Origin of the sequence: Bordetella genomosp. 4, from assembly GCF_002261185.1 — a bacterium.
GTDB lineage: Bacteria > Pseudomonadota > Gammaproteobacteria > Burkholderiales > Burkholderiaceae_B > Bordetella_A.
Window position 1 is genome coordinate 124,589 of the sequence record NZ_NEVQ01000022.1, and the last position, 25,393, is coordinate 149,981.

General features: G+C 56.2%; 21 protein-coding genes and 1 tRNA gene. 9 read left to right on the top strand and 13 right to left on the bottom strand.

Annotated elements, in window-relative coordinates:
- Positions 1-30 precede the first annotated feature (30 nt).
- From CAL20_RS21845 to CAL20_RS21865, 5 genes are all read left to right on the top strand, one after another.
- Positions 31-1,104: an ABC transporter substrate-binding protein gene (locus CAL20_RS21845; protein ID WP_094823207.1), complete on the top strand. Its 1,074-nt coding sequence runs from the start codon at positions 31-33 to the stop codon at positions 1,102-1,104.
- The gene (locus tag CAL20_RS21850) at positions 1,101-2,438 is read left to right on the top strand and encodes an acyl-CoA thioester hydrolase/BAAT C-terminal domain-containing protein (RefSeq protein ID WP_094838999.1); all 1,338 of its coding nucleotides are present in this window, start codon (positions 1,101-1,103) and stop codon (positions 2,436-2,438) included. Before CAL20_RS21845 ends, CAL20_RS21850 begins: the two co-directional genes overlap by 4 nt.
- A complete protein-coding gene (locus CAL20_RS21855; RefSeq protein WP_094823209.1) occupies positions 2,435-3,202 on the top strand; it encodes an ABC transporter ATP-binding protein in 768 nt (255 codons plus the stop codon). The genes CAL20_RS21850 and CAL20_RS21855 overlap by 4 nt, the downstream gene beginning before the upstream one ends.
- On the top strand, positions 3,186-3,968 hold the full coding sequence (locus tag CAL20_RS21860; protein WP_094823210.1) for an ABC transporter permease: 783 nt from the start codon (positions 3,186-3,188) through the stop codon (positions 3,966-3,968). The genes CAL20_RS21855 and CAL20_RS21860 overlap by 17 nt, the downstream gene beginning before the upstream one ends.
- Before the next feature lie 178 nt (positions 3,969-4,146).
- A complete protein-coding gene (locus CAL20_RS21865) occupies positions 4,147-5,181 on the top strand; it encodes an ornithine cyclodeaminase (protein WP_094839000.1) in 1,035 nt (344 codons plus the stop codon).
- A 23-nt stretch (positions 5,182-5,204) separates the two neighbouring features.
- Here CAL20_RS21865 and CAL20_RS21870 read toward each other — a convergent pair whose 3' ends face one another.
- From CAL20_RS21870 to CAL20_RS21885, 4 genes are read right to left on the bottom strand one after another with little or no spacing between them, the layout of a single operon-like run.
- The gene (locus tag CAL20_RS21870) at positions 5,205-6,185 is read right to left on the bottom strand and encodes a cupin domain-containing protein (protein WP_094839001.1); all 981 of its coding nucleotides are present in this window, start codon (positions 6,183-6,185) and stop codon (positions 5,205-5,207) included.
- Complete coding sequence (locus tag CAL20_RS21875) at positions 6,169-6,927, bottom strand: ABC transporter permease (protein ID WP_218830728.1); 759 nt, start codon at positions 6,925-6,927, stop codon at positions 6,169-6,171. Before CAL20_RS21875 ends, CAL20_RS21870 begins: the two co-directional genes overlap by 17 nt.
- Complete coding sequence (locus CAL20_RS21880) at positions 6,924-7,700, bottom strand: ABC transporter permease (RefSeq protein ID WP_094839002.1); 777 nt, start codon at positions 7,698-7,700, stop codon at positions 6,924-6,926. Before CAL20_RS21880 ends, CAL20_RS21875 begins: the two co-directional genes overlap by 4 nt.
- A complete protein-coding gene (locus tag CAL20_RS21885) occupies positions 7,697-8,716 on the bottom strand; it encodes an ABC transporter substrate-binding protein (RefSeq protein ID WP_094839003.1) in 1,020 nt (339 codons plus the stop codon). Before CAL20_RS21885 ends, CAL20_RS21880 begins: the two co-directional genes overlap by 4 nt.
- Before the next feature lie 138 nt (positions 8,717-8,854).
- Between CAL20_RS21885 and CAL20_RS21890 the strand changes: the two genes are divergently transcribed.
- Complete coding sequence (locus tag CAL20_RS21890; protein WP_094839004.1) at positions 8,855-10,039, top strand: RNA-guided endonuclease TnpB family protein; 1,185 nt, start codon at positions 8,855-8,857, stop codon at positions 10,037-10,039.
- A 114-nt stretch (positions 10,040-10,153) separates the two neighbouring features.
- Here the strand turns inward: CAL20_RS21890 and CAL20_RS21895 are convergent, their stop codons facing one another.
- Genes CAL20_RS21895 through CAL20_RS21905 form a run of 3 tightly spaced genes read right to left on the bottom strand, consistent with a single transcriptional unit; the run spans position 10,154 to position 12,725 of the window.
- The gene (locus CAL20_RS21895; protein WP_256981698.1) at positions 10,154-11,038 is read right to left on the bottom strand and encodes a TauD/TfdA dioxygenase family protein; all 885 of its coding nucleotides are present in this window, start codon (positions 11,036-11,038) and stop codon (positions 10,154-10,156) included.
- Between the two features lie 2 nt (positions 11,039-11,040).
- Positions 11,041-11,856 (bottom strand): class II aldolase/adducin family protein, encoded by an 816-nt coding sequence (locus CAL20_RS21900; RefSeq protein ID WP_094839005.1) that lies wholly within the window; start codon positions 11,854-11,856, stop codon positions 11,041-11,043.
- A gap of 5 nt (positions 11,857-11,861) precedes the next feature.
- Positions 11,862-12,725, bottom strand: a complete 864-nt coding sequence (locus CAL20_RS21905; RefSeq protein WP_218830729.1) for an ABC transporter ATP-binding protein — start codon at positions 12,723-12,725, stop codon at positions 11,862-11,864.
- Positions 12,726-13,206: 481 nt separating this feature from the next.
- On the opposite strand from CAL20_RS21905, the gene CAL20_RS21910 reads away from it, so the two are divergent.
- Positions 13,207-13,884 (top strand): GntR family transcriptional regulator, encoded by a 678-nt coding sequence (locus tag CAL20_RS21910; protein WP_094839007.1) that lies wholly within the window; start codon positions 13,207-13,209, stop codon positions 13,882-13,884.
- A 146-nt stretch (positions 13,885-14,030) separates the two neighbouring features.
- On the top strand, positions 14,031-14,228 hold the full coding sequence (locus CAL20_RS21915) for a YqaE/Pmp3 family membrane protein (RefSeq protein WP_094839008.1): 198 nt from the start codon (positions 14,031-14,033) through the stop codon (positions 14,226-14,228).
- Between the two features lie 64 nt (positions 14,229-14,292).
- On the opposite strand, the gene CAL20_RS21920 is transcribed toward CAL20_RS21915, so the two are convergent.
- From CAL20_RS21920 to CAL20_RS21930, 3 genes are all read right to left on the bottom strand, one after another.
- The gene (locus CAL20_RS21920; protein WP_306431405.1) at positions 14,293-14,550 is read right to left on the bottom strand and encodes an antitoxin; all 258 of its coding nucleotides are present in this window, start codon (positions 14,548-14,550) and stop codon (positions 14,293-14,295) included.
- A gap of 131 nt (positions 14,551-14,681) precedes the next feature.
- Complete coding sequence (locus CAL20_RS21925) at positions 14,682-18,707, bottom strand: hypothetical protein (protein ID WP_094839009.1); 4,026 nt, start codon at positions 18,705-18,707, stop codon at positions 14,682-14,684.
- 1,274 nt (positions 18,708-19,981) lie between these two features.
- A tRNA-Lys gene (locus CAL20_RS21930) sits at positions 19,982-20,057 on the bottom strand.
- A gap of 306 nt (positions 20,058-20,363) precedes the next feature.
- Here CAL20_RS21930 and CAL20_RS21935 point away from each other — a divergent pair.
- Complete coding sequence (locus CAL20_RS21935; protein ID WP_094839010.1) at positions 20,364-21,203, top strand: NAD-dependent epimerase/dehydratase family protein; 840 nt, start codon at positions 20,364-20,366, stop codon at positions 21,201-21,203.
- Between the two features lie 48 nt (positions 21,204-21,251).
- Here the strand turns inward: CAL20_RS21935 and CAL20_RS21940 are convergent, their stop codons facing one another.
- The 3 genes from CAL20_RS21940 to CAL20_RS21950 all read right to left on the bottom strand — a co-directional run bounded on the left by CAL20_RS21940 (position 21,252) and on the right by CAL20_RS21950 (position 25,357).
- Positions 21,252-23,603: an AsmA family protein gene (locus tag CAL20_RS21940; protein ID WP_094839011.1), complete on the bottom strand. Its 2,352-nt coding sequence runs from the start codon at positions 23,601-23,603 to the stop codon at positions 21,252-21,254.
- A gap of 193 nt (positions 23,604-23,796) precedes the next feature.
- Positions 23,797-24,252 (bottom strand): YkgJ family cysteine cluster protein, encoded by a 456-nt coding sequence (locus CAL20_RS21945; RefSeq protein WP_094823228.1) that lies wholly within the window; start codon positions 24,250-24,252, stop codon positions 23,797-23,799.
- Between the two features lie 94 nt (positions 24,253-24,346).
- Positions 24,347-25,357 (bottom strand): Bug family tripartite tricarboxylate transporter substrate binding protein, encoded by a 1,011-nt coding sequence (locus CAL20_RS21950; protein ID WP_094823229.1) that lies wholly within the window; start codon positions 25,355-25,357, stop codon positions 24,347-24,349.
- Between the last annotated feature and the right edge of the window lie 36 nt (positions 25,358-25,393).

The window sequence follows — 25,393 nt, forward strand, 5'->3', positions numbered from 1 at the left end:
GTATCGCCGACCGTTTTGAAAGGACTCACCATGCGCTTTACGTTGATCAGCTTGATGACCGCTATCACGGCGATCGCTCCTCTTTCAGCCCACGCGCTGGACGAAGTCACTGTTGCCTTGGCCATTCCGCCCGCCGTGCACGACGGCGCGCCATATGCCGCCGCACAGGAACTCGGATTCTTCAAACAGGAGAATCTGGAAGTCAAAACCATCGTCTTTCAAGGTGCAGGCGCACTGTTGCCTCAGGTCGCCAGCAAACGCGTGACCTTTGGCTATCCGACGTCGGAACCCATCATCTCCAGCTATTTCAGCGGCAAAGACATTCTGCCGCTGCGCTATTTTTATAACGGCGTGCCATCCAATACGATGGAGTTCGCAGTGCTGGCGGACTCGCCGATCAAAACCATCGCCGACTTGAAAGGCAAACAGATCGGTGTGGGCGCGCTGACGTGGGGCACCATTCCCGGCGGACGTGCTGCCTTGCGCACTGCCGGACTCACTCCCGGCAAAGACGTCCAATATGTCGCAGTGGGCGCGCTGGCATCAGGCTTTCAGGCACTGAAGACGGGGCGCGTCGATGCATTGAATTTCAATAGCAGCTGGAACGACATGCTGGAGATGTCCGGCACCAAAATCCGCCGCATTGCCTATCCCGAGGTCTTCAGCGAGACAGCCGGGAATGGTTTCATCACCCATACCGATAACTTCCGCGATCATCCCGATCTGCTGGTCCGGTTTGCCCGCGCCTATACCAAGGCCCAAATCGCGTGCCAGGCTAACCCCGAATATTGCGTCCAGGCATTCTGGCGTGCAAATCCTCAAGCAAAACCTGCGGACGCGGATCCCGCACGCGCGTTGACCGATGCGACCACACTGCTGTCACGCCGCCTGAACCGTGTACTCAACAAACCCGACGGCCAGCCCCGCGTGCCTGGCCAGTACGACCTGACAGCCATTCAAGGCGGTATTCAAGCCATGGCGAACGCAGGCGAGTATCCCTCCGCCGAAGTCCCCATCAACAACATCTTTTCGAACGATCTGATTTCGCAGATCAATGATTTCGATGCGGAGGCAGTACGCCAGCAAGCCCGGAGCGCGAAATGAGTCATCCACGCATTAACGTCAGTCCTCGGGCCGCCGCCGTCGATGTGCGCAGGCAGATTCAACTGATCGGATTCCAGCCAGGTCCGATACAACTCGTGGCAGCCTTGACGCATCCAGATGGCAGCATCTGGCGCAGCACGGCAGATTTTGTCGCGGGCGCTGACGGCATCGTCGATCTGGACGTCCAAGCGCCGCAGCACGGCGACTGGGCCATCGCGGATGCCATGGCAGTCGCTTGGTCACTGCAACGCCAATCGCCTCCCACCGACGCCGCCCGCTCCGAAGAAACCGAAACACTGTCGATTCGGCTATCGGCGCGGAACAACCAAGGCCAAGAGGCGCACGCCGAACTCGTCCAGCGATTTCTCGTAGAGGGCGTCACTCGCCGCGAGATCTCGGAGTCCGGCTTGGTCGGCACCTTGTTTACGCCGGCCACATCCGGTCCTCACCCGGCCATCATCGTCATGAACGGATCGGGCGGCGGAATTCCCAGACAGCGCGCCGCCTTATACGCAGCCCATGGCTATAGCGCGTTGGCATTAGGGTACTTCAAGGCGCCCGGCCTGCCCGACAGCATCGGGAACATGCCGCTGGAATATTTTCAGCACGCACTGTCCTGGGTACATCAGCAGCTGCAACCGGAAAATGGCTTTGTCGCCATCACGGGCCAGTCACGCGGTGGCGAACTGTCGTTGCTGCTGGCCTCGCGCTTTCCCGACCAGATCAGCGCCACCATCGCCTATGTACCGAGCTCGGTGATTCACGGCACGCTGCGTGCAGGCGAACAGGGCCAGGCACCCGACTCCCCCGTATGGACCTGGCAAGGCAAACCGCTCCCCAACGTCTGGCAGAACAACGACCAGGCAGACTGGAGCGCGTTCCATCAGCGCCCGGAAAACGGCGAATCCGTACGTCAGGAACCCGCCTTTCACACACCCATGCGCAATCAAGACGCGGTAGCCGCAGCACGCATCCCCGTGGAACAAATCCGAGGTCCGGTCATGTTGATATCCGGCACAGACGACGGGTTCTGGCCGTCGTCCTGGTATAGCGAGCAGGTCGAGAAAACCTTGCATGACCATCAACACGCCTGGCCGGTCGAACACGTACGTGGCGATGGAGCAGGTCATGCGATAGGTTTACCAAACCTGCCGACAACCCTGATCGCCAAACCCCACCCTGTGGCCCAGGTGGTCTTGACCGGCGGCGGCACGCCCGAAGCCAACGCGCGCGCCAATACGGTCTCATGGTCGCGCGTCCATGAGTTCCTCCGTGCTGCCGTACGCTCGCACCAAGACTCGCAAACCCGGGCCGCTGAGCAGGGGGCACAATGAGCGCCAGCCTGAGTCTTGAAGGTGTCGGGCTGACATATCCAACTCGCACGGGTCTCATTCAGGCTCTGCATGGAATAGACCTGCAGATCGAGGCCGGCGAGTTTGTCGCAGTGCTTGGTCCGTCAGGTTGCGGCAAATCGACTTTATTGAAACTGGCCGCCGGCCTGCTACCGGCGACAGAAGGGGAACTGCGGCTGGCTAACGAACGCATTACTCGACCAAGCCGCCGCGCGGGCGTCGTTTTCCAAAAGCCCAATCTTCTACCGTGGAAAACCGTCCTGGACAATGTGCTGCTACCGGCCACGACACTAAAGTTGCCCGCGGCCCCCGCTCGCCAGCGAGCTCAGGACCTGCTCGAACTCGTCGGGCTATCCGGCTTTGCAGGCAACTATCCCTATGAGCTGTCTGGCGGCATGCAGCAGCGCGTCGGGATCGCTCGCATGCTCCTGCCCGATCCGGATCTATTGCTGATGGACGAGCCTTTTGCCGCCCTGGACGCCTTGAGCCGCGAAGCCCTTACGCTGGAGCTGCAACGCATCTGGAGCACGCAGAAGAAGTCCGTGCTGTTCATTACGCACAGCATTCCCGAAGCCGTATTCCTCGCAGATCGCATCCTGGTGATGTCCCCTCGCCCGGGGCGCATCATCGAAGACTACCGCCCCGGCCTGCCACGTCCACGTACGCTCGACACCCTGAACGACGCCGACTTCACCGCAGCCTGCCATCACTTGCGACGTCATTTCACCCATGCTCAAGCGACTTGATATCACCGCGTTTCTCTATCCGCTCATCAGCCTGGCCGTCCTGGTTCTGGTGTGGCACGTATCGATCGAGATTTTCACCATCCCCGATTACCTGCTGCCGCCGCCGGCATCCGTATTCTCAGCGCTATACCACGGCCTGATTTCCGGAGAGCTCTGGCCGCACATCGCTACAACCTTGGGGGAAACGCTCAGCGGCTATGCGATCGGTTGCGGCCTGGCGGTATTCATGGGCGCATTGCTGGCCGAATCGCGCACCTTTGAACGATTCTTCTATCCCTTGCTGATCGGCCTGCAAGCCATGCCCAAGGTCGCCCTGGGCCCGATCATTCTGGTGTGGTTCGGTTTCGGCATGGCGTCCAAAGTCGTGCTGGTGGCGCTCGTCTGCTTCTTTCCTCTCTTTGTGAATACCGTAAATGGTATCAAGCGCACCGATCCCGAACTGCTGGACGCCTGCCGCGCGTTCTCTGCTTCCCGTCTATACCTGCTGCTGCACGTGAAGCTGCCCGCAGCATCCGGAGAAATCTTCTCCGGCTTGCAGATTGGCGTATCGCTCGCCCTGATCGGCGCTGTCGTAGGCGAGTTTCTCTCCGCACAACAGGGTCTGGGCTACTTGATCGCCTCCGCATCGGTCAGCATGAGTTTGGCGACCATGTTCTCTGGCGTACTGCTGCTCGCCGCCATTGGTTTGACAGGCTCGTTGATCATGCGAGCCATCCATCGGCGCGTTGTTTTCTGGGAAGCGCGCTCCGAGAAAGCCAGACGGTGAGTGCCGCAACTGCCACATTACGGTCGCAGAGGAGTATGCTGACAACAACGGCGGGATCATTACCGTCGATGGCGATACTTGTCCACGCCGATACTTGCGCGCAGGACGTGTCGAGATACGAACGATGTCTTGACCGTCACACCGCGCAACCTTGACGCCTGAACAAGGGAGAGCGACCATGACGCTGCTGCTGACCACCTCTGATGTCGTCTCGCTGATCGAACGTCAAACGCTGCCCCGTTTGCTGGGTCAATTGGAGCAAGCCATTCATGACGATTTCCTCCATTGGCAGGAATTCGACAAATCTGCACGACTGGCAGCGCACTCCCCCAACGGGGTCATCGAATTGATGCCGGTGTCCAATGACCGACTCTATAGTTTCAAGTACGTCAATGGCCATCCCAAAAACCCGCGCTTAGGGCTGCCGACCGTCATGGCGTTTGGCGCGCTGGCCGACATCGCCACGGGAAAACCGCTGCTGATCAGCGAATTGACGCTCACGACAGCACTGCGCACGGCGGCCACCTCCGTCATGGCTGCCCGGGCGCTAGCGCGTAAAGATGCAAGCTCGATGGCCCTGATCGGCAATGGCGCACAAAGCGAATTTCAGGCCTTGGCCTTTCATCACCTGTTGGGGATCGACGAATTGCGCGTTTACGACATAGATCCCGAGGCCACGCACAAACTGGCCGACAACCTCGCAGCCGCACCAGATCTGCATATCATCTTCGCCAATAGCACGGCCGCAGCAGTACGTGGAGCCGACATTGTCACAACGGTCACTGCCGACAAGGCCTATGCCACCATCCTGACGCCCGAAATGGTCGAGCCGGGCATGCATCTGAACGCAGTGGGCGGCGATTGTCCGGGCAAAACCGAGCTGCATCGCGCCATTCTGAACAATGCCCTGACCTTTGTCGAGTTCGAACCGCAGAGCCGTATCGAAGGCGACATCCAACAAATGTCCGCCGATTTCCCGGTAACTGAGCTATGGCGCGTGCTCAGCGGAGAGGCGTCGGGCCGGATCGAAGCTAGCGACATCACGATTTTTGATTCGGTTGGCTTTGCCTTGGAAGACTATTCCGCACTACGTCTGCTGTATGAACACGCCAATCAACAGGGGATAGGTCGCGACGTCGCGCTAATACCCGAATTGCAGGATCCCAGGAATCTGTATTCGATAATACAGGCGCAGGTTGCGATTCAGGAATAATCCATTCCCGATGGCGAGCGTACTCAATCCGCATGCCTTCCTAGAAACTCGAACCCCATCGTGCGGGCCTGATAGTACAGGCCGCCATCCTGCACGATCAAAAATGCCGCGCGCGTGTCACCATCATTGTGATGCGAATGCGGTGCGCCGGCCGGCGTGACCAGTGTCGCACCGGCCGTCCACTGGCATTGCTGCTCACTCACTCGTGAATGGCACCGGTCTGCGGCCACGACCAAAGTCAGGGCAGCGGAGTTATGCCGATGCGGCGACTGGTGGCAATGCGCGGGCAAGGTATTCAACGACAAGGTCAAATTAGGCATCAGATTGCGGCTGTCTTCATGCGCCTGCGCCGAAAACACCACTGCCATCCCTGAGGTGCCGGCATCCGGCACGGTTCTGTAGATCGTCTCGACCTGATCAGCGATATCCTGGGCCCGAAACAATACCGCCCCAGCGTCGCGGCCCAACGACGCTGCAGCAACCGCGCGCAAGCCGTGATGGGCCAGCATAGGCTCATCGGTTACCAGCCATGCGACGCAGGCGGCACCGCCGGTATTGGCCACGATATGCGCCCCGGCCGGCAGATACAGCACGTCACCTGTACCGACACGCTGATCCGCCTCTCCATCCAGATTCACGACCTGCATCGATCCGTGCATGACGTACCAGATGGAACCGCTGGCGGTAAAGTTCGCCGCCAAAGTTTCGCCCGCATTAATGCGGGCGTACCTGGCCAGCATGAAAGGGGTTGTCGCAGGGTATGGCGTAGCCAAGGCGGCTGACTGATCGCATTCAACATAGCCTGTGGCGGCGCCGTCCCGCTGAGCCGCCGCGATGGGCTCAGAGAAGATTCCTGCGGGTACTTCAGGCAAGCTGATATTGAACGCATTTGCCGAATTAAAGTATCGCGCGCGGCGTTCGGCCGCGGAGAGAGGCCGGGCGGCCTTTCCCGCTGGCAAGGCCGCCATAGATTGCCCACATACGGACTCACTTCCAGAAGACATAACGCTTTTCCAGAAAATTGATCGTGCCGAAGAAAATCAAACTCGCTGCCGACGCGACGAAAATTGCGGACCATACTTGCACGAAATCGATTTGCAGTACCGCTTGGTATATGGTCCATCCCAAACCGCCCGTTGCCCCCAGCATTTCGGTAACGATAGCCACGATCATGCTGCGTACGGTCGAGACCCGCATACCGGCCGCCGTCAGGGGGATAGCGGCCGGCACCCGAAGGCGCCACAAGATAGCAGCACGATCGGCGCCGAAACTGCGCATCAGATCCACTGCTCTCTGATCGACGCGATCCAGACCGGCCAAAGCATGCAGAAACACGGTAAAGCCCACGGCCAATGCCACCATGATGACCTTGGATTCCGGACCAATACCAAACCACAGCAGAATCAGCGGCGCATAGGCCACCACCGGCACGGAGTTCAACGCGGTAGCCGTAGGCAGCAACACGCGGCGGGTGGCCGGCAGCATCGTTAGAATCACAGCCAGCAGCATTCCACCGGCAGATCCCAGAAAAAATCCGCCTATGGCCTCCATCAGCGTCATCGCCGCCGCATTGCCCAAGGCCGTTCGCTGATCCACGATAGCGGCCAGAATACTGCTGACGCTCGGCAATACGTAAGCAGGCAGATTAAATACCCGCGCCGAGGCTTCCCACAGTATCGCCACACCTGCCAGCCCCATCAGAGCACGTGAAGTGGCCCGCGACGGACGTAAACGATTGAGGTTCACAGCTCGCTTCTCCAGAAAACCACGCGACGCTCTGCCAACGCGACCAGACCATAGAACGACGTCCCCAACAGTCCTGACATCAAAATCGCCGCCCATAAGGCAATGACCTGCTCGTTGTACATCGCCTGCAGCAGCAATACCCCCAGCCCCGTTGTATCGCCAAACCATTCTCCGGCGATGGCGCCCAGCAGGCTTAACGTGCATGCCAACCTCAATGCCACGAAAATCTGCGGCAACGCGGCAGGCAATTGCAAGCGGAACAAGAGCTGCCAGCGCGTCGCGCCAAAGCTTCTCAATAGATCGACCTGCCGTTGATCGACGGCGTCCATGCCATTCAATGTATTCACGGTGACAGGGAAGAACGTCAGATAGAACGCAATCAATGCCTTGGCCAATATGGTGTTGCCGAACCACAATACGACCACAGCGCCAAATGCGATCACCGGTATCGTCTGCGAAATCACAAACAAGGGGAAAATCAGTTCACGCAGCGTGCGCGACTGTTTGAACAGCACGCCGTTGGCCACGCCGACCACCACCCCCATGGCAAAACCGAGCAACGTCTCGCTCATCGTTCGAAGAAAACCCGCGATATACGCGTCTGGAACGGCGACGATGGACATCACGATGTCCGACAGTCGCGGCAGGTAGTACGGTTTGATGTTGCCCATCACCACCACGGCCTCCCACAGCGCGGCGGCAATCAGAATGGCGGCCGCACCGCGCAGCGTCGTCAGTGCAGCGGACCGGAGCATCGCGGCCGCCTTGCTCATGGACGTCGCTCCTCGACGGGAATGGCCTGCAGAAAGCGGCCGTCAAATGCGGTGGTCACATCTACGGGTTTGGTGAGCACCTTGTTCTTCAGCAAGAACGCCTCGGTCGCTTCAATGGCTTTAGGGTCGATCCAGAACAATCCTTCGGTCTTCGCTTTCCCCTCCACCATCAAACGATAGGCTTCCGTGAGCATGAATTCCTGATGGGCGCGATCCAGCGTAGGGGCGACTTTCATCACCGCATCGACTGCTTCCTTAGGATGCGCCATCGCATCGCGCCACCCACGAATGGACGCCCGCAAGAACTTCGTAATCAGCTCAGGCTGATCCTGTGCCGTTTTCCTGGACACGATCAGCGTATCGCGCGGAAAGGTCACGCCATAGTCCTCGGCCACGAAAGTACGCAGATTGTCCGCCCCCATCCGCTGCTTGATCGTGTAAAGCTCGTTGTACCAAGTCGCAGTGGCGACATCGACGTCCCCGTTGACGAATGGTGTGACGCTGACCTGTTGAGGCTGGATGTCTACCTTGCTGCGGTCCACGCCGTTGTTCGCCAGCATGCCGAACAGCACATAATTCGCACCGGTGAACCAGGCAGTCACTTTCTTGCCTTCGAAGTCCTTCAACGTCTTGACCGGGCCGTCTTTGCGCGTCACGAAGACAAAGGGCGTCACCTGATGAGAAACACCTACCGACACGATAGGCATGCCTTTATCGATCGCCGCCATCACGCTGTCAGTGCCGCCGGACAGGCCGAACGTATCTGCCCCCGTAGCAACCAGATTCTCGGTCAGCAGATTGGGGCCGCCGGGATTGATGGTCAGATCAATGCCCTCGTCCTTGTAGTAGCCCTTCTCCAAGGCGTAATAAAAGCCCGCGAATTGCGTCTGCGGCAGCCATTTCAAGCGCAGCGTTGCTTTCACCAGATCTGCGGCCTGCGCAGCGACAGGGGCCAATACAGCCAGCCCCAACGTGGCCGAAGCCGCCAATACCGCCAATGTGCGTCGTTTGTTCATCCATTGCTCCGAGGAAACCTCGGCATTCATGCCGGGGAGATAAAGGGCGCAGCCGTAAGGCTGCAAGATCAGTCTGATTTGAGTTTTCAGCTGGATAAATATCCAGTTTTTTAGCCTGGCGTCGATAGTATCTGGGGCATGCAAACCAAACGTGCCTACCGATTCCGGTTCTATCCGACGCCCGCGCAAGCGATCACGCTGGCTCGCACGTTCGGGTGTGTACGTGTGGTCTACAACCACATGCTCAACTTTCGATCGACCGCCTGGGCTGAGCGACAAGAGAGTCTGGGGTATCACGCCACCTCTGCAGCCCTGACGGCACTGAAAAAGTGCCCAGACTACGCGTGGTTGAACGAGGTCAGCAGTGTTCCGCTGCAGCAGGCACTGCGCCATCTGCAAACGGCGTTTGTCGGTTTCTTTACCAAACGAACGGGATATCCTCGCTTCAAACGCAAGGATGGCTCGCAATCGGCGGAGTACACCGCCAGTGCCTTTAGATGGGATGGCCGCTCGCTCAAGCTGGCGAAGATGGCTGAGGCGTTGCCCATCCGCTGGTCCCGTCAGATTCCCAAAGCCGCCAAGGTCACTACGGTCACCGTCAGCACGGACGCAGCGGGCCGATACTTTGTCAGCCTGCTGTGCGACGACGTTGTAGCGCAGAGAGCGCCTACGTCGAACTGCGTCGGGATTGATCTGGGCCTGTCTCATTTTGCGGTGCTCTCAACAGGAGAAAAAGTCGATGCACCACAGATCTTTCGTAGGCATGAAGTTAAGTTGGCTAAGCTGCAGCGCCGGCTGGCTAGAAAACAAAAGGGATCGGCTCGCCGCGCCAAGGCGAAGCTGAAAGTGGCCAAGCTGCATGCAAAGATCGCAGACACCCGCAGGGATTTCCTGCACCAGCTTTCTACCCGGTTGATCCACGAGAACCAAGTGATTGCCGTAGAAAGCTTGTCTGTATCCAGCATGCAGAAAAACCGCTGTCTTGCTAAGTCCATCGGCGATGCCGGATGGGCGGAGTTTGTGAGGCAACTTGAATACAAAGCGCGTTGGTATGGGCGTGAGTTCGTGCGGGTAGATCGTTGGTATCCGTCGAGCAAACGCTGCCATGTTTGCGGATATGTGTCACCGAAGCTGCCGTTGAGCATGCGACATTGGTCCTGTCCGCAATGCAACGCAGACCACGACCGCGACATCAACGCGGCGCATAACGTATTAGCCGCCGGGCTGGCGGTGTTAGCCCATGGAGAAACGGTAAGACCTGAGTGCATGAGTGATGATGTGCAACGGCTCGATTCTGTGAAGTGGGAATCCCTTTCCTTCTAGGGAAGGGAGCAGTCAACATGATCCCGGCAAGTGCCACAAAGAAGATAGGAAGAAAAGCATCGAAGAGGCGTTCTCCGGTCCATCACGGACGAGCGTGGATCCCGGCCCCTCGCGTCAAAATGGCCGTGAGCCCGCCACCGTCGTTCTGTGCATGACGCGGCGATACTTGTTGTCGTCATAGGGCGTGGCGCAATGCATGGTGCAACGGTTGTCCCACAAAATCAAATCACCCTGCTGCCAACGATGGCGAAACACGAACTCGTCCTTGATCGCATGTGCATTCAGCTCGGCCAGAAGCGCCTCAGATTCTGTTTCCGGTAAATCATTTATGCACTTCACGATGTCCTGGCCCACATACAACGACAGCCGTCCTGTTGTGGGATGGGTACGCACCACGGGTTGAATCACATCTGGCGTACGTGCCTTTTGCTCTTCGGTCAGCGGCGCACGATCGGCAAAGGCCTTGCCGTAATAACCCGCATACGAGTGGGTGGCGCGCAAATTCCGGATACGGTTCTGCATATCGGCCGGCAACCCCTCGTACGCCAGATGCATGCTGGCAAACAAGGTGTCGGCCCCCTCTGGCGGCACCTCGACGGCATATAACAGCGATCCCATGCTGGGCTCGGCGACATATGACAGATCCGAATGCCAGTTCCAGCCTTCTTTGTGATTACCGATAGGCTTTCCGTTTTCACTTACGTTGGACAGCACATAGATTTCAGGCAGGCCGGTTGTCAAAAACTGCTTCAGCACATGCGTCATCAGTGGGCCGAAACGGCGGCTGATTTCAACGTGGCGCTCATTCGACAGTTTCTGATTTCGCAGCAGAATGAGGGAATGTTTATCCAACTCGTCGACCAAAGCATCGATGGCGTTGTCGCTATCTGGAGACGACAAATCCAGATCCATCACCTCCAGACCAAAACCGGGATGCAAGGGTTGGGTATTCAACACAATGGGTTCCTCAAACGTAGGCATGAGCGATGTGGAAAGCATGATTAATTCCGATAAGAAGGATCCTGACGATCCAATTGACGAATGAACGCAGGCCACTCGCGCTCGCCGGCTACCAAGATGTCGCCTTTCATTTCCCAGAACTGTCTGGCGGCTTTTTCGCAGACCTCGTGCGGCGGCAGGACCAGCGGACCCGCCCCTCCCGCCACCGAGGCCTGCATCTGCAGCTGTATCTGTGCAGCGCGCTCGAAGTAGTACAGCAGCATGAAGGCTTCGCCCGGCGTGCGTCCCACAGTCAACAGACCGTGATTGCGCATCAACATGACCGGATGCTGGGCGAAATGCGCGATCAAGCGTTCCTGCTCGTCCAGATCGATCGCCACGCCCTCATAGTCGTGAAACGCCTGGCGTTGATAAAAACGCATCGCGAACTGCGACAGCGGCAACAAACCATCCCGCTGGGCAGAGACGGCGATACTGGCATCCGAGTGTGTGTGCAACACGCAGACCGCATCATGACGGCTTTGATGAATGGCACCATGGATGACAAAACCTGCGGCATTGACCTGGTAAGGCGAATCGCAGAGCTTTTGACCATGGACATCGATACGCACCAGGCTGGATGCCGTGATCTCCTCAAACAGCATGCCGTAGGGGTTAATCAGAAATTGATCATCCTTTCCCGGCACGCGCAACGAAATGTGGTTGTAAATCAGATCGTCCAAGCCTAATTTCGCCACCAGGCGATAGCAGGCCGCAAGGGACACACGGGCTTCCCATTCGGCTTCTCCATACTGCTCTCGGCCGAGCTCGACCGTACCGGATGCCAATTGAACAGGCTCTAAGGTGATATTCAACATGGCGTTCAATGCCCTCCTTTGCTGCGCTCACTGGCTGTGAAGGACTTCATGCTTTCTTCTTCGATCGCCTCCAGCAGCACGCGCTTGAGCTTCATGAATTCCCCAGATGTCACGATATCCGCGCGACGTGGGCGCGGCAGGTTCACTACCTGCTCCATCTTTACCTGCCCAGGCCGCGACGTCATGACCAGCACGCGATCCCCGAGAAAGATCGCCTCGTCCACGTCGTGAGTAATGAATAAAATCGTGCGCCGATGCTTTTGCCAGACATCGAGCAACCACCGCTGCATCATCGTGCGGGTCAGCGCATCCAGCGCGCCAAAGGGCTCATCCAATAGCATCAGATCGCGGTTGAACATGAACGTCCTCATCAAGGCGACGCGCTGACGCATCCCACCGGACAACTCATGTGGATACTGTTTTTCAAATCCCGCCAAACCAAATTCGGGCAACATATCCAGCGCAGCGCGCCGTGCATCAGCGCGGCGCGCGCCTTCAAGCTCTACAGCCAGGATGGCGTTATCGATCACCGTCCGCCAGGGCAACAGCAGATCGCGCTGCGGCATGAAGGACACTTTGCCCAACAAGTCCCTGGCTTTGCAGGGCTTGCCCAGGAATTCAATGCGCCCGCCTTCATCGGGCTCTTCCAGACCGGCAACGATATTGAACAGTGTGCTTTTCCCGCAGCCACTAGGGCCCACCACGGTGACGAACTCGCCGGGGGTGATGGACACACTCAGGTCGCTCAGTGCGCGTGTCTTGCCAAACGTTTTAGACACTCCGCTCAGCGTTAATAACGGCGCAGACAAACCCTGGGCCAGATCGGGCAGCGCAGCAGCAGTGCGGCTATCCGGGTTGACCGAATACATAGCTCGTGAGGCTAATGAATGCGCGGTCATACGAAGCCTGCCTGTGCCAGCGTGGCCAACGTCCCTTTAGGCCCAAGATTCATCGTTCACCTTCCTTCCGAATTGTTTGTATGCATAAACATTGACTATGTATTCCCCGAATACGAACACCATCGGTAAGTCGTCGTTCCATGCTTATCAAGCAATACCTGTGCCAGCATTTTTTGCCGAAAAACCGAGCTATCGGGCTGGGACTGAGCTAACTTGGTGCACTTTCTGGTGCATACTTGGCTCGATCTGGAGCATCTAATTATTTATTTCTTGTATACATTAGCCGCTAAAATGGGGTGAACGATGACGCCGGGGCTTCGCCCGCCCCGTGTTCTCCTCCGCTATATTTAGAGAGACCGAAGTGAAGTTAGACTTCTCCCCATCAACAACATCATCCGCACCGTCCATCACACCCCGTACACGGACGGCGTCGCCTCGCCATCAGCCGGACATGAAACCCGTTCAGAACCGCTCCGAACAGATTCAGCAAACATTGGAAGCCGAAATTTTTTCGGGAAAACTCAGTCCGGGCGCACGTTTGGATGAAGTCGAACTCGCAGAACGCTTTCAGGTGTCGCGCACACCCGTACGCGAAGCACTGCGGCACCTGGCCTCGGGCGGCCTGATTCAAATGCGCAACCGTCAGCCCGCCTTGGTAGCGACGCTCTCTGCACACAAACTCGTGGAAATGTTCCAGGTCATGGCAGAGCTGGAAGGCCTATGCGCCCGTATGGCAGCCCGCCGCATCACCCCCGCGCAGATTGCCGAGCTCAATCGTTTACACGAAGCCCTCATCTTGCTGTCAAACACGGATCGGGTCGAAGAGTTCTATGACGTGAACCGGCAATTTCACGAGCTGATCTACGAAGCTTCGCAAAATGAATTTCTGGCTGAGCAAACCCGAGCGCTGCGCAATCGCATCGGCGCCTATCGCCGCCTGGTCACGCACAAGCCCAGCCGTCGCGAGGGCACCATCAGCGAACATGCGGAGGTCTTGCGCTGTATCGTCGCTGGCGAAGAGGACGCCGCGGCCAACGCGATGCGCGGACATGTGAACCTGTTGGGTGAGAAACTGCTGGATTTCATCGCTCTGTTTCCTAAAGGCTCCGAGTCCGAATTCGCCGGATGAGTCCGTGCGTATCAGAATTTGGGTGCGCATAGCGCGGCGCGTATTTGATATTGAAAGACATCCAGACCTAAGATCTACGCGAGATCTTTCTCGGTATAGCCTTATGATGCGCGGCACATCCCTAGCAACCTAAATAGGAATTCCAAATGCGTTTATTGATTGCACTGATCCTGCCATGGCTTACGTTCTTTACCATCGGACGGCCCATTTCGGGGATTGTGTGCCTGATTCTCCAGATCACCTTGATCGGATGGATCCCCGCCGCGATCTGGGCGGTCTACTCGCTCAGCCAGTACAAGACTGACAAGAAGATCGAAAAAGCGTTGGGGACGAGAGCGGACTAGAGCGGACTCGGTCGCAGGGCCGTTCTGATGTAGTTGGAACCCACGGAAAAAACGCAGGGGCGAGTCATTGCACCTTGCTGCGGCGCAGTTCCGTCATGGCGATGTCGGTAATGCTGCCGCCCTCTACCTCGCCGCGCTCAGCCTGAGCCAAGCGTTCATTGAGCAAGGCCTTCAGTTCGTAGAGCGCCTGTTCCCTCATCGACTGAGGGAACAGGCGCTCGAGGGCGTACTGCTTGATGGTTTTACCTTCCAGGGTAGCCATCGTCTTGAGGGTCTGGTGTTGCTGATCGGTTACATCCATGGTCAGGCAGCCCATGAGCATACCTCTTCCTAGACTCAGTTTTGATCTGACATGCTCTGTTCAATCAGTCGAGCAGAAAGCGCCCCGTCCCGGCCATCTGGCTTCCGTACCCCAACTCGTTTATGGACGTTGAAGAGCTTAGCTATTTATCATTAAGGGTCTGACACGTCCAGAATGAATACATCAATTAACCCCTTGAGTTCTGTCGGTAGCGTTGTTTCGATGCTGCTCTTTAGTTCCTGCGCACTTCTAATCCCATGGCACTTGCGGTTCGCAACCTTTTCGTTCTCACCGAACCAGATCACGACGAAAATCCCCTGTCGCGCTGCGTCTGGATGGATGGAGTAACGTTCATGTAATTGAGCAGAAGCAGCTGTGTAGAGATCTTTATGCCACTGCCCTTTTACCTCCGTAACAAGCAACTGCCGTCTGCCGCCAATCATCTTGGTTACCGTAAAATCACTTCGGTTAGTATCCTTTAGTTGATGTTCTAACGTCACCGAGATACCTTGCGGCTCAAGCCTCAAACTTAGACGTTCAGCAATAATTTCAGTGCACCGTTTCTCACCCAACCTCTCATTTTTTTCATAAAAGCGATCGACGGAATTAAATTCTCCTCCATCTATTACTTCCTGAAAGTACTCAAGCTCCTCGATCACGAGTTGACGCAGCCCCTCCACAGTCACGACCGCATCTGCGTCCAGTCGATTTACGATTTCCGGAGGCGTTGGTGGTTTGAAATCCTTAAGTGCTTTCTTCCTAACCTGACCGGCCTGTATGCTTTTTAAATCCTTGTGCAGGCTTACGAAACGCAGGTCAGCGAGAAGCCTATCGAGAACGGGAATCGCATCATCTGGATCGTCTAAGCTGAGTGACCAGATTACCTCAGTTAAAAAACGGTATGCGCTCTCTTCTGTGGGGCTGCCTGTCCCCCAGTGGCTCGGCAGCTCTACCTGAGGCCATTTTTCAATGAAGGCGTCTAGAATAGCTTCTACCTTAACTGACGTGAGCTTGGGCCAATATGAATGATCTTGATGGCTCATCCGCCCAGACCGTTCGTAGAGTAGGTGTATTGTGTCTCTATTTGATTTCAACCAGCTCAGGTATATTTCAGGATCGTCGTTCAGAAAATAAAAAGCACGTAGCGACCAGAAAGCGCGCTTTTGTTCGATGTATTCATTGTTTTCTAGGCTGAGTTCATCGAATTCGAAACGTCCACGAGACGCCACAATGATTTCTATTAGGTCGGTGCGATTACCGTGCTGAGCAGCAATCTCAAAAAGCGTATCCAATGGTTCAAGCGCCAACCCACGAAAATGCCTGAGCCATTCAATTGACAACGCAGCACGTAAATGCCTAAAAGCCTCGTCATCCCTGAGTAACCATACGTCTGAACAAGTACACCTGTCCTGTGCGAGCTGTGGCTCAACGTACTGTCGGAGAAAACTTTCGGCACTGCCGGCATCAGTAAAGATTAGTCTGTCAATTTCTGTCTTTAGTGCATCCTTATCTTCTTCAGATACTGCGCTGTAGCCCATATTAATGCCCGTTCGCAGCGCCCTTAGGAGCCGAAGATCAACGTCGTCTAGGTCGCCTTTGGTACGTAAAATTTCCAAACAAGCGGCATGTAGAATCTGCACCGAATGAAGGTATTTTGAAGCACACTGTAGCTCAGCAAGCTTGGTTAGATCCGGAACATGCGAAGCTATGAAATCGAGACAATTTCTCAATGCATTTTTAACGAGTGCCTCATCACCAAATTCGCACACGATTTTGTCTGGTTCGTTGAGCACTAACTCGGCAAATCGAACAAGACAACTCCAATGACGTCCACTTTCGATAAGCTCTCGGTTTTCTTTGACATACGTGATGTTCCTTTCTCGGATGTCGTTTTCTTTCCTACGCTGGCGCTTTATCTTTCGAGTGCGACGGAATCGCAACAACTGGCGATTCTCATTATGTTGCTGCACCATTGCTCTATTGGTTTTAACCCACTCTCGCATGAAAGATGGTTTTTCCAATGCTTGCTCGCGCATATGTCGTCGCAAGCTATTTACGCCATGTTCTTCTTGATTCTGATAAAAACGGTGCGCAGCAATGAAACTCGCCCATAAATCCGAGTTGCCAGTTTTAAATGCCAGATCAACCACAAATCTGTAGTCATTAGAATGAAAAGAAAGACCAGAATGGGAGAGCCAATCAAACTTATATATCTTAGTATTGTGAATCTGTTCGCGGTCGGTCAGCTTGCCGAATACATGCGCAATAATTCCTTGGCGCAAGTTATCGCTTTCTTGGAGCACTTGGACAGCCTTGCTTTGGTCTGCGACTTTGCCCGCATGGAAGTTCAGGTTTCCGACCCATTGCCAAACTCGTATCGGGTCAAAAGGCGGCTTGGCTAGATCAAAATATCGATCCAACATTGATCCGACCACCTTGCTTATGCCAGTTAGACAATCACACTCGTAGGGGCGTTCGCCACAATTACAAGCGAGGTTGTCGGTCAACTCGTCCAAGAGCCTCTCAATAATCGCCACGTCTAGTGTGGTGATTAACCTTTTCACGAAGTGGCGCGAGCCGATTATGCGCTCATCGTGCTCGCGGTGACCTGGATAAAGCGTCGAGCAGGCCCGAAAAAAGTCTGCAAGATATGCCAGCTCGAATGTTTGCGGGCCGAGTGCTTCGATAATCTTCGTAGCTACATTGAGCGACGTATGGCTGGCCTGAGAAATAAGAACAGCTAAATCAGAACGATGATCGTAGTCTACGATTCCGAGTAAACACTCACTTGCCAAAAACCGCGTGTTCTCGTTTTCACCTGAGGCTAAAGCGAGTTGGCGCAAGCTGTCTCTCAGCAGACCAAGTGCTGACGAACCTGCCAAAAGCTCAAGAATGAGATCGCGCAAGTGTCCGTCACTGCCGATGCCCAGAAGCGGTTTGATCTCCTCGACAACATCTGTAGTGAAGAAACCTGCAACACTAAACCTACGCCAAAAATCTCCCCTTCGAAAATAGGGATCTTTGGTTTCTATCACTTTCAACTGCTTTACCAGCAAGAGTTTTGACGAAGGCTCTAACTGGGACGGATCGCCGTTCGCAAGGACCGCATAAGGATCAAGTTCGATTGCAGCTTCTTGTATAGGCCTGGCGCCGATTGCTGCCATCCAACCCAATAGCCCCCGGAGTTCATCTCGCACTGTGCCATTTGGGGCGATAATAGGCAGACATTTTTGAAGCGTCAGAGGATCAACTGGATTTGCTATCCGCTTGACCAGATAGCTGGCCGCACAGTACTCGGCAATAATTTTATGGACTGGACGATGCTGATCCGAGTTATCACCGGGCTTAAAAAGTCGACTTGCTAGGATGTCGTTAACCGCCGTATTGCCGTTAATTAATGACGCCAATAAGGGGTATGTCCTGCCTTCCATAGCCTCACTTGTGCTAACGCCTTCGACACCAGACAATAAGAGCTTGGCGAAAACTTCCGACGAGAGGTCGATCTTTTGGGTGATCGAAAGTATCGGATTGACCCTAGCAATATTGTTATTTACCTCTTTGGCCAGACGCTCGACCGCTTGTGAAAAGATCGATCGTTTATCAGTAAAGTGCCTTCCGCTTTCGATGTAAGCATCAGCAAACAGTTTGAGAAACTGGGGGTTTGGAAGCAGCATTTCCAAGCTAAATCGAGCAACTTCCGCCTGAAACGATGCGAAGTCCTCTCCCTTTGCATGATGCTCAAAGATTGCTCGCTGCTCCTCTTCGTCGAACTCGCATAGCCTAACTATCAGAGGAGGTTGTCCAAGAAAGTTTTCAAATGCGTTGGTGGCGGAGTTATCCCACTCGCTAGACCGGCTCGATAAGTAGACATGAGTTGGAGTGGCAGACTCAGCTTTTCCTAGAAGTTGGTAAATGCCAGAGTTATCCACTTTAGCTAGTTCATCGAATGCGTCAATCACCAGCGGAATATTCTTTGCCCCGATTTCTCCATATCTGAATTTGCTCGCCGTAAAGACTACGGCACCCAACTGCTGTGCCAAACTACCCATAAGCTCAGTTTTCCCGGCGCCGGGCTCGGCCAAAACAACAACATAAGGCGAAGCGGAGATTAGCTCGTGTTCGGTATATGTTTTACCGTTACTCAAGAGTTTGCGCGGAAGGTAAAGAGTTGAACTCATAGGAAAAATATGCGGTACCGAAGCGTCACAAATATTTCAGGCAATCATTTGTAGCTGGGCACCCTCACCAAGCTCTCTTTATGGACGATAGCACGTCGTTCTCGCTCAGCGGCTGCCTCGAAGCCATAATCCCAAACGTAGTCACGCCATAAGAGTGGAGGGATAGATGGGTTTTACCAAGACCACTTCTGGCCGAGAGCAGCAGTTGCGAGCACAACACTATCGGATCTGAGGGTGCCTGTCAGATTAAGTCTGAGTTAGTTCAGCCAATGACGGCAGAAAATGCTCAAGATTTCGTTTCCCCGGCTGGATTTTTCGTGTACCTATTGGCATCCTTGGCACCCTTCGTGGCGCGCTTGACGGTCTCACGACTGACATTGAATAGGTGAGCCGGGTCACGATTCGACATTAGTTTTTTTTGCACGAGTTGAGCGTGACTTCCGGGAACCATTCTCAACTTTCGTGACTCGCTGGTTTGTGCCGTTACTCAAGTTCGCCCAACTTGGCCGCCGCCTCGGCCTTGTGCACCCGAGCCAGGTGATGCCGGTAATGTTGCCGGAGATGACGAACAGCACCGGATCAGCCATCAAAATCCTTGTCGCACGGCTTAATTCTGGCCTGGAAATAGCCCAGTTTGCCTACCTCCCAAGCGGAAGCGGCAAAGATGTTCTCTGTAGTGGAGCGACAGATACGCAGCGCCGCCAAGCTCCTACGTGAAGCTAAACCCGAAAGCCCTTCAAGCCGTAGAGGCACTGACTTTGAAACGCTGCCCCCTCAACGGCCTCGGCCGCGCCATTGAAAGGCAAGAGGACAGCAGCACCGCGCGAGCCCGTGCCACTGGTTTCCGAGCACGGCCGCGACGCCGCCTTGTGGGTGCGTAAGTCGAAAGTTTCAAAAAAAGAAAATTTCTTTCGGAGACCCGTTGGGCAGCGTGCCGAGGGGTAGGCAGGAGAAGTTACCCTGCACTAGGCCGGACAGCCATGGCAGCAGCAGACGCCACACAGAGCCTCACTGGCACCAATCTGGCGACAACGCGGCGACAAACAATCCTAAGGCGTGACGAGTCGTTTACCCCTTGGCGAGGCTGTCTGAAAAGACGTGCCGAGTGGGATATTGTCTTTACGAATCACTTGCTTAATGCAAAAAACCTACCCGAGAGGGTAGGTTTTTACGAGACAATACGCGCACTTGCATCGAGCAGGTGGTGACAACAACCTTTTGGTATCTTTCCGTCCCGTCATGCGGGTTAACGCGCTGATCTCGTTAAAGAATTCTGGTGGGCTGTGAGTGGCTCGAACACTCGACCTACGGATTAAGAGTCCGCTGCTCTACCAACTGAGCTAACAGCCCTGATCTGTGGAACACGAAAAACGCGCGCCAGCAGTCAAGAGGCGAAATTATACATGCTTCGCAATAACTGTTCAAACCAGCCGATAACGTACGCAAACTGACGCCTAACTTACAAAAAGAGGCTCGCTTCTGCGTCATATATCCGGGATTACGCTGAACCCCCCTGACTGCTATTGACAAGGCAATACACCCTGTCCGATGATTCATTCCCACTTGTACGACGACGTACAAGACATCAGTCTCATGCCCTGCGACCATTACCCTCGTCCGCAGCGATACCAGGACTGCGCGACCGGAGACAACACCATGAGCAGTACCCCTGCCCAATCCCGTTTGTTCAACCGCTTGCTATTGACCGGCGCAGCTGGCGGTGTGGGCCGTGCTATCCGCCCGCTGCTGGCGGCGCAAGCCAAACACGTGCGCTTGTCCGACCTGCCCGCGGCGCTGACCGCTCAGGTAACGAACCTGGCTCCCCACGAAGAAGCCGTCCCTTGCGATATCTCGGACCGCGCAGCGTTTGACGCGCTGGCAGCCGACTGCGACGCCATCGTGCATCTGGGCGGCGTATCCGTCGAGCGTCCGTTCGAGGAAATCCTCGAGGCCAACATCAAAGGCGTATTCAATCTGTATGAGGCGGCGCGCCATCATGGCATCAAGCGCATCGTGTTCGCCAGTTCGAATCACGTCACCGGCTTTTACCGCCAAAACGAGACCATAGACGCGCATGCCCTGCGCCGACCCGATGGCTATTACGGCGTCTCCAAATCGTTTGGCGAAGACATGGCGCAGCTGTATTTCGACCGCTATGGAATCGAAACGGCCAGCATACGCATCGGCTCGCTGTTTCCCGAGCCGGCAGACCGGCGCATGATGGCGACATGGATCAGCTTGAACGATTTCGACGCGCTGCTGCACCGTTGTCTATATACGCCCGACATCGGTCACACCGTCGTCTACGGCATGTCGAACAATCGCACGGTGTGGTGGGACAATCGCTATGCGGCCAAGCTCGGCTACGCCCCACGCGATACGTCGGAGATCTATCGGGACAAGATCGAGGCGCAACCTGCGCCGCCACCCGATGACCCGTCGATGGTTTTCCAAGGCGGCAAGTTCACCGTCGCCGGGCCGTTCGAGCCGCAATAAATCTGCTCGGCAGTGCCCAGTGCTCGGCGCGTCGGCACCGAGCGCCAGCTATTTGGATTTCGCCTTGCCCTGGGACGAGGAGGCCTTGGCCGGCTGGCGCAATTGCTGCATCATTTCGCTGCATGGTTTTTCTTCCTCGCCGGAGCTGGGCGCCACCAGCGCCAGCAAGCTCGCCACAGGCGTCAACAGCACACCCAACGCGACCGCGCCCGCACCGCGCGCGGCCAGCGGCAGCACCTGCACCCCCGCGTCGGGATTGGCAAAGGTACCTTTCACATACAGCGGTGAACGCAGCGAAAACAAGCGAATGCCTTTGCTTTCGGGCGAAATGTCCAGATCGAGCGTCTCTTCCTTGAAATTGACATTGCCCGCTATCTGCACAATAGCGTTTTCCGTGTCGAAGACGAACACGCGTGGCGTCATGACGCCCTGCTTCATATTCAGATCAGCCGCACCGCAATTGATCTTCACCTCTTCGTCACCGAACAATTTGCTGATCACGTAGTTGCCGACGTTCAGGCCGGCAATCTCCATGAGCCCTTTGCTGATGACACCGTCATTGACCAATAGGCGGGCATCGCCGCTTGAGGTACCGAGCAAAGCCGCAACGGAATTACCCGCGCCTTTCAATGCCACATCTCCATTCAACTGGCCCAAGGCCTGCTGCATGGATTCAACGTTGGGAAATAGCTGCTTCAATCGCAAGCCTCGCACTGCGACCTTTGCGTCGCCGGTCATGGGCGTTTTGGCGCCATCGAGCTTCAAGTCAGAGTTGATCGTGCCACCGGCAAAGCCAAAGCGTAATGGGTCCAGCGTGAGCAGGCCATTATCCAATACCAGATGCACGTCGAGTTTGCTGATCGGCCTTTTTTCGTCATAGACGATACGACCGGCAGTTAACGTCACATCTGCGTCCATGTCACGCCATCGATCGGTACGGAATTGCTGCGTGGGCAGAACTTTTTCGCCCGAGGATTTGGCCTTGTCATCGCCTTTGGCGGCGGTCTTCTTCCCGGCGTTAGGCTCAACGCCGATCAGCGGCCCGAGGTCTTGCATCCGCAGTTGATTCGAGTTCAATTCGCCGGTGAGTTTGGGACGCGGAACGCCAAGTTTGAACGTCAAATCTCCGTGCAAGTCGCTCGCCCCGACTTTGCCGTTGAAATCGCGATAGTGAAACGTGGCGCCGTCAGGCTGTTTGAGTCGCGCGCTCAAGCGGCCATCGGTGGCGTACCGCGGCGTATCCGGCAAGGTCACGCCAATCAGTGGGTACAGGTCCGACATCGTGGCCCCAGACAAGGCCAGGCGCAAATCCAGCGCCCCGAGATTCGCAGGATCGGTCAACGTACCGGCTACTGCCACATGCGTATCGCCAATGGTGACGTCGGCCTGCAAAGGAAAAGGCCGATTGGGATCTTTGACAGCCAACATGCCGCCGATCTTGCCGTCGCCTTTCAGGGGCAGTTGTTTGTAGCGACCTTTTACTTTCCAGCCGAAGACATAATCGTCGGGAACGGCGGCGGCGGTCTGACTGGCCGCTTGCGTGGCGTTAGCGCCGTCATCGCCGCTAGCTGGCGGCTTGGTAGCCAATTCGGCTTTCGTCGCTGCCGACGGCACACTGGTGGGTTTGGCCTCTGAACTCTGGCCGGCGGACTGCTGGGCGGCAGGAACTACGGTGGAAGGAGTCGGCTCTGCCGGTTTCACCGCTGCCGATTTTTCGCCTGCCTTTGTTTTCTCAGCTTTGGCCGAGGATTTGTCGTCTTTTTTGGCGTCGTTGCCAGCACCCTCTTTTTTCTCGCTGGAGCTGGGTTTACCCGCGATAGCTTCGTAGGGGATGGGCTTGCCCAGCGGATCGATCTGCGCGTGGAGGTCCGCGTGCAAGGTCTCGTCACGGAAGGCGATCTGCCCCTGGTCAAAGCCAATTTCGTCTATATCGATTTTCCACTTCGAGGGCTGTCCGTCGCCTTCGGGAAACGTAAATACCCAATTGGTGCGGCCGTCCCGCAAACGTTCCAGATTCGCCCGGGCGCCCATCAATTGGATTTCACGAATGACGACATGCTGAGTCAGCAACGGCAGCGGTGACAGCGTGAATTCTGCACGTTTGAGCGATGCCATGTCCGGATACTGGCCCCAAGGCGGGTTGCCCACGGTGACGTCGTTCAGCGCCACATGAGGCCACGGTACCCAGCCCTGCCAGCCTGGCATATCGTCGGGACGCCGCCATTGCACCGTCACATCCCCATTGACGGCGAACGGACGTCCGATCGCCTCGGAAACCTTGGTATTAATGGTGGGCTTCAGGTAGTTCCAATTAAAAAGTGCGATGGCAACTACCAGGGCCGCCACCACGAGAATGATGACGCTACCCAGCCCGATAAGTACTTTCTTCGTACGCGTCATGGCTGCATTCCTTTGCCTGACCCGCCTCACGCAGCCTGGCTTTCCTACCCAGGGTATAGGCAGATCCGGGAATCATTGCCAGAGAATGTATACGGATTTTTCTAAATCTGCCTGAACGGCGCAACCGCTCATGCCGAAAACGTAAGGCCATTCCCTGTGCAATGACGATGGGATGATCGCGGTACAGCAAGTTTCAGGCCGCAGCAGGATGAATGGGGGTGAAAGGCCCCTGCGGATCGTTTTCGGCGTCGGGGCGAGGGGCAATGGGAGGTAAGCCAAGCTTGGCTCGCAGCCGCTGGCAATCGGGATTGACGGACCCATCGGGCTGCCAGACCTCGAACTCGCGGCACGGCGTGGGCCGCAAGGAATAAATATCGCAATGAATCCCGGGCTGGCCCAGTTCTCCGCGCAACGCGACACAGCGCCCTCCGCCCTTTTCCGTACCGGCCATGCAGACCCGCAGCGGGCTGATGGGACGTACCAGCGCCAAAGGCACGGTCCCGCCGTTTTCGCCGGCGACCTCGCCGCAATAGAACGACACCCGAAAATGCGCGCAACAGGCGCCACAGCTCAGGCAGGGATTGGCATCATCGCCACTCAAGGTGGCGGGAGCAATAAGCTCGACGGGATTCGGCTGTAGCCGGGTCATGATGGAGGGCGCCAGAAAAGGCCAAGGGACGGCCGGCAGTGTAGCCAGCGGCTTGGTCTATTTCAAGAGGCAGCCTTCCACCGATACAGGCGCCTCAGTTGTCGACGGTAATCCCCTCTGCCCGGATCAAGTCACCCCATTTTTTGGTGTCGTCACGCACCAGATCGGCGAACGCTTGCGGGGTGGTCGGCGACAGCTCGACTCCCGTCGTCTCGGCATAGGCTTTCAGCTCGGGGGTCTGCAGGACTTTGGCCAGGACGGCGTTCAGGGTAGTAACCGTATCGGCGGGAGTGCCCTTCGGCGCGAACACGCCGTACCAGTTATTGGCATAAACATCAGGAATGTTCAGCTCATCAAATGTCGGCACATCGGGCAGCACACTGGAACGCTTGGGCGCGGCAATTGCCAACGCTTTTGCTTTACCAGACTGAATATGCGGCATCAGCCCGGACACATCGCCAATGAAACCATCCACTTGCCCACCGATGGTATCGGTGATGGCGGGGGCGGCGCCCTTGTAGGGCACATGCAGGATCTTTCCCTTGGTGGAAAGCTTGAGTTGGACGACCGCCATGTGCGGCATACTGCCCACACCGGATGAAGCCATCGACAAACCGTCGTTCTTGACCTTTGCCACGAACGCCTTTGCGTCAGGATAGGGGCTCTTTGCGCCAACCACCAATACCTCCGGCACGGAAACCAGCAGCGACACGGGCGCGAAGTCCTTGATAGGGTCGTAAATCAGCTTTGGATACAGAGCGGGATTGATTGAGATCGCGCCAACAGAACTCAAGAACAAAGTCTGGCCGTCAGGACGGGCACGCGCCACGTACGAGGCAGCAATCGCACCGTTTCCGCCGGGCTTGTTCTCGACCAGGACGGGATGCTTCAGCTCTTTTTCCAGCTGCGCCGCAACGATGCGAGCCAGAGAATCTGCGGGGCCGCCGGCAGGAAAGGCGACCACCAGACTCGTCGTGTTTTGCGCTTGCGCACTCACGGCCGCAGCGCCTAATACGGCAGCTGCTGAATATTTGAATAAACGGGATATGGACAAATTCGTCGCGCTCAAGCGCTTGACTACACGTCCGTAGAGTAGGTGGAACATGATCGTCTCCTGTCTGATTATGGGGTGCAGCTCACT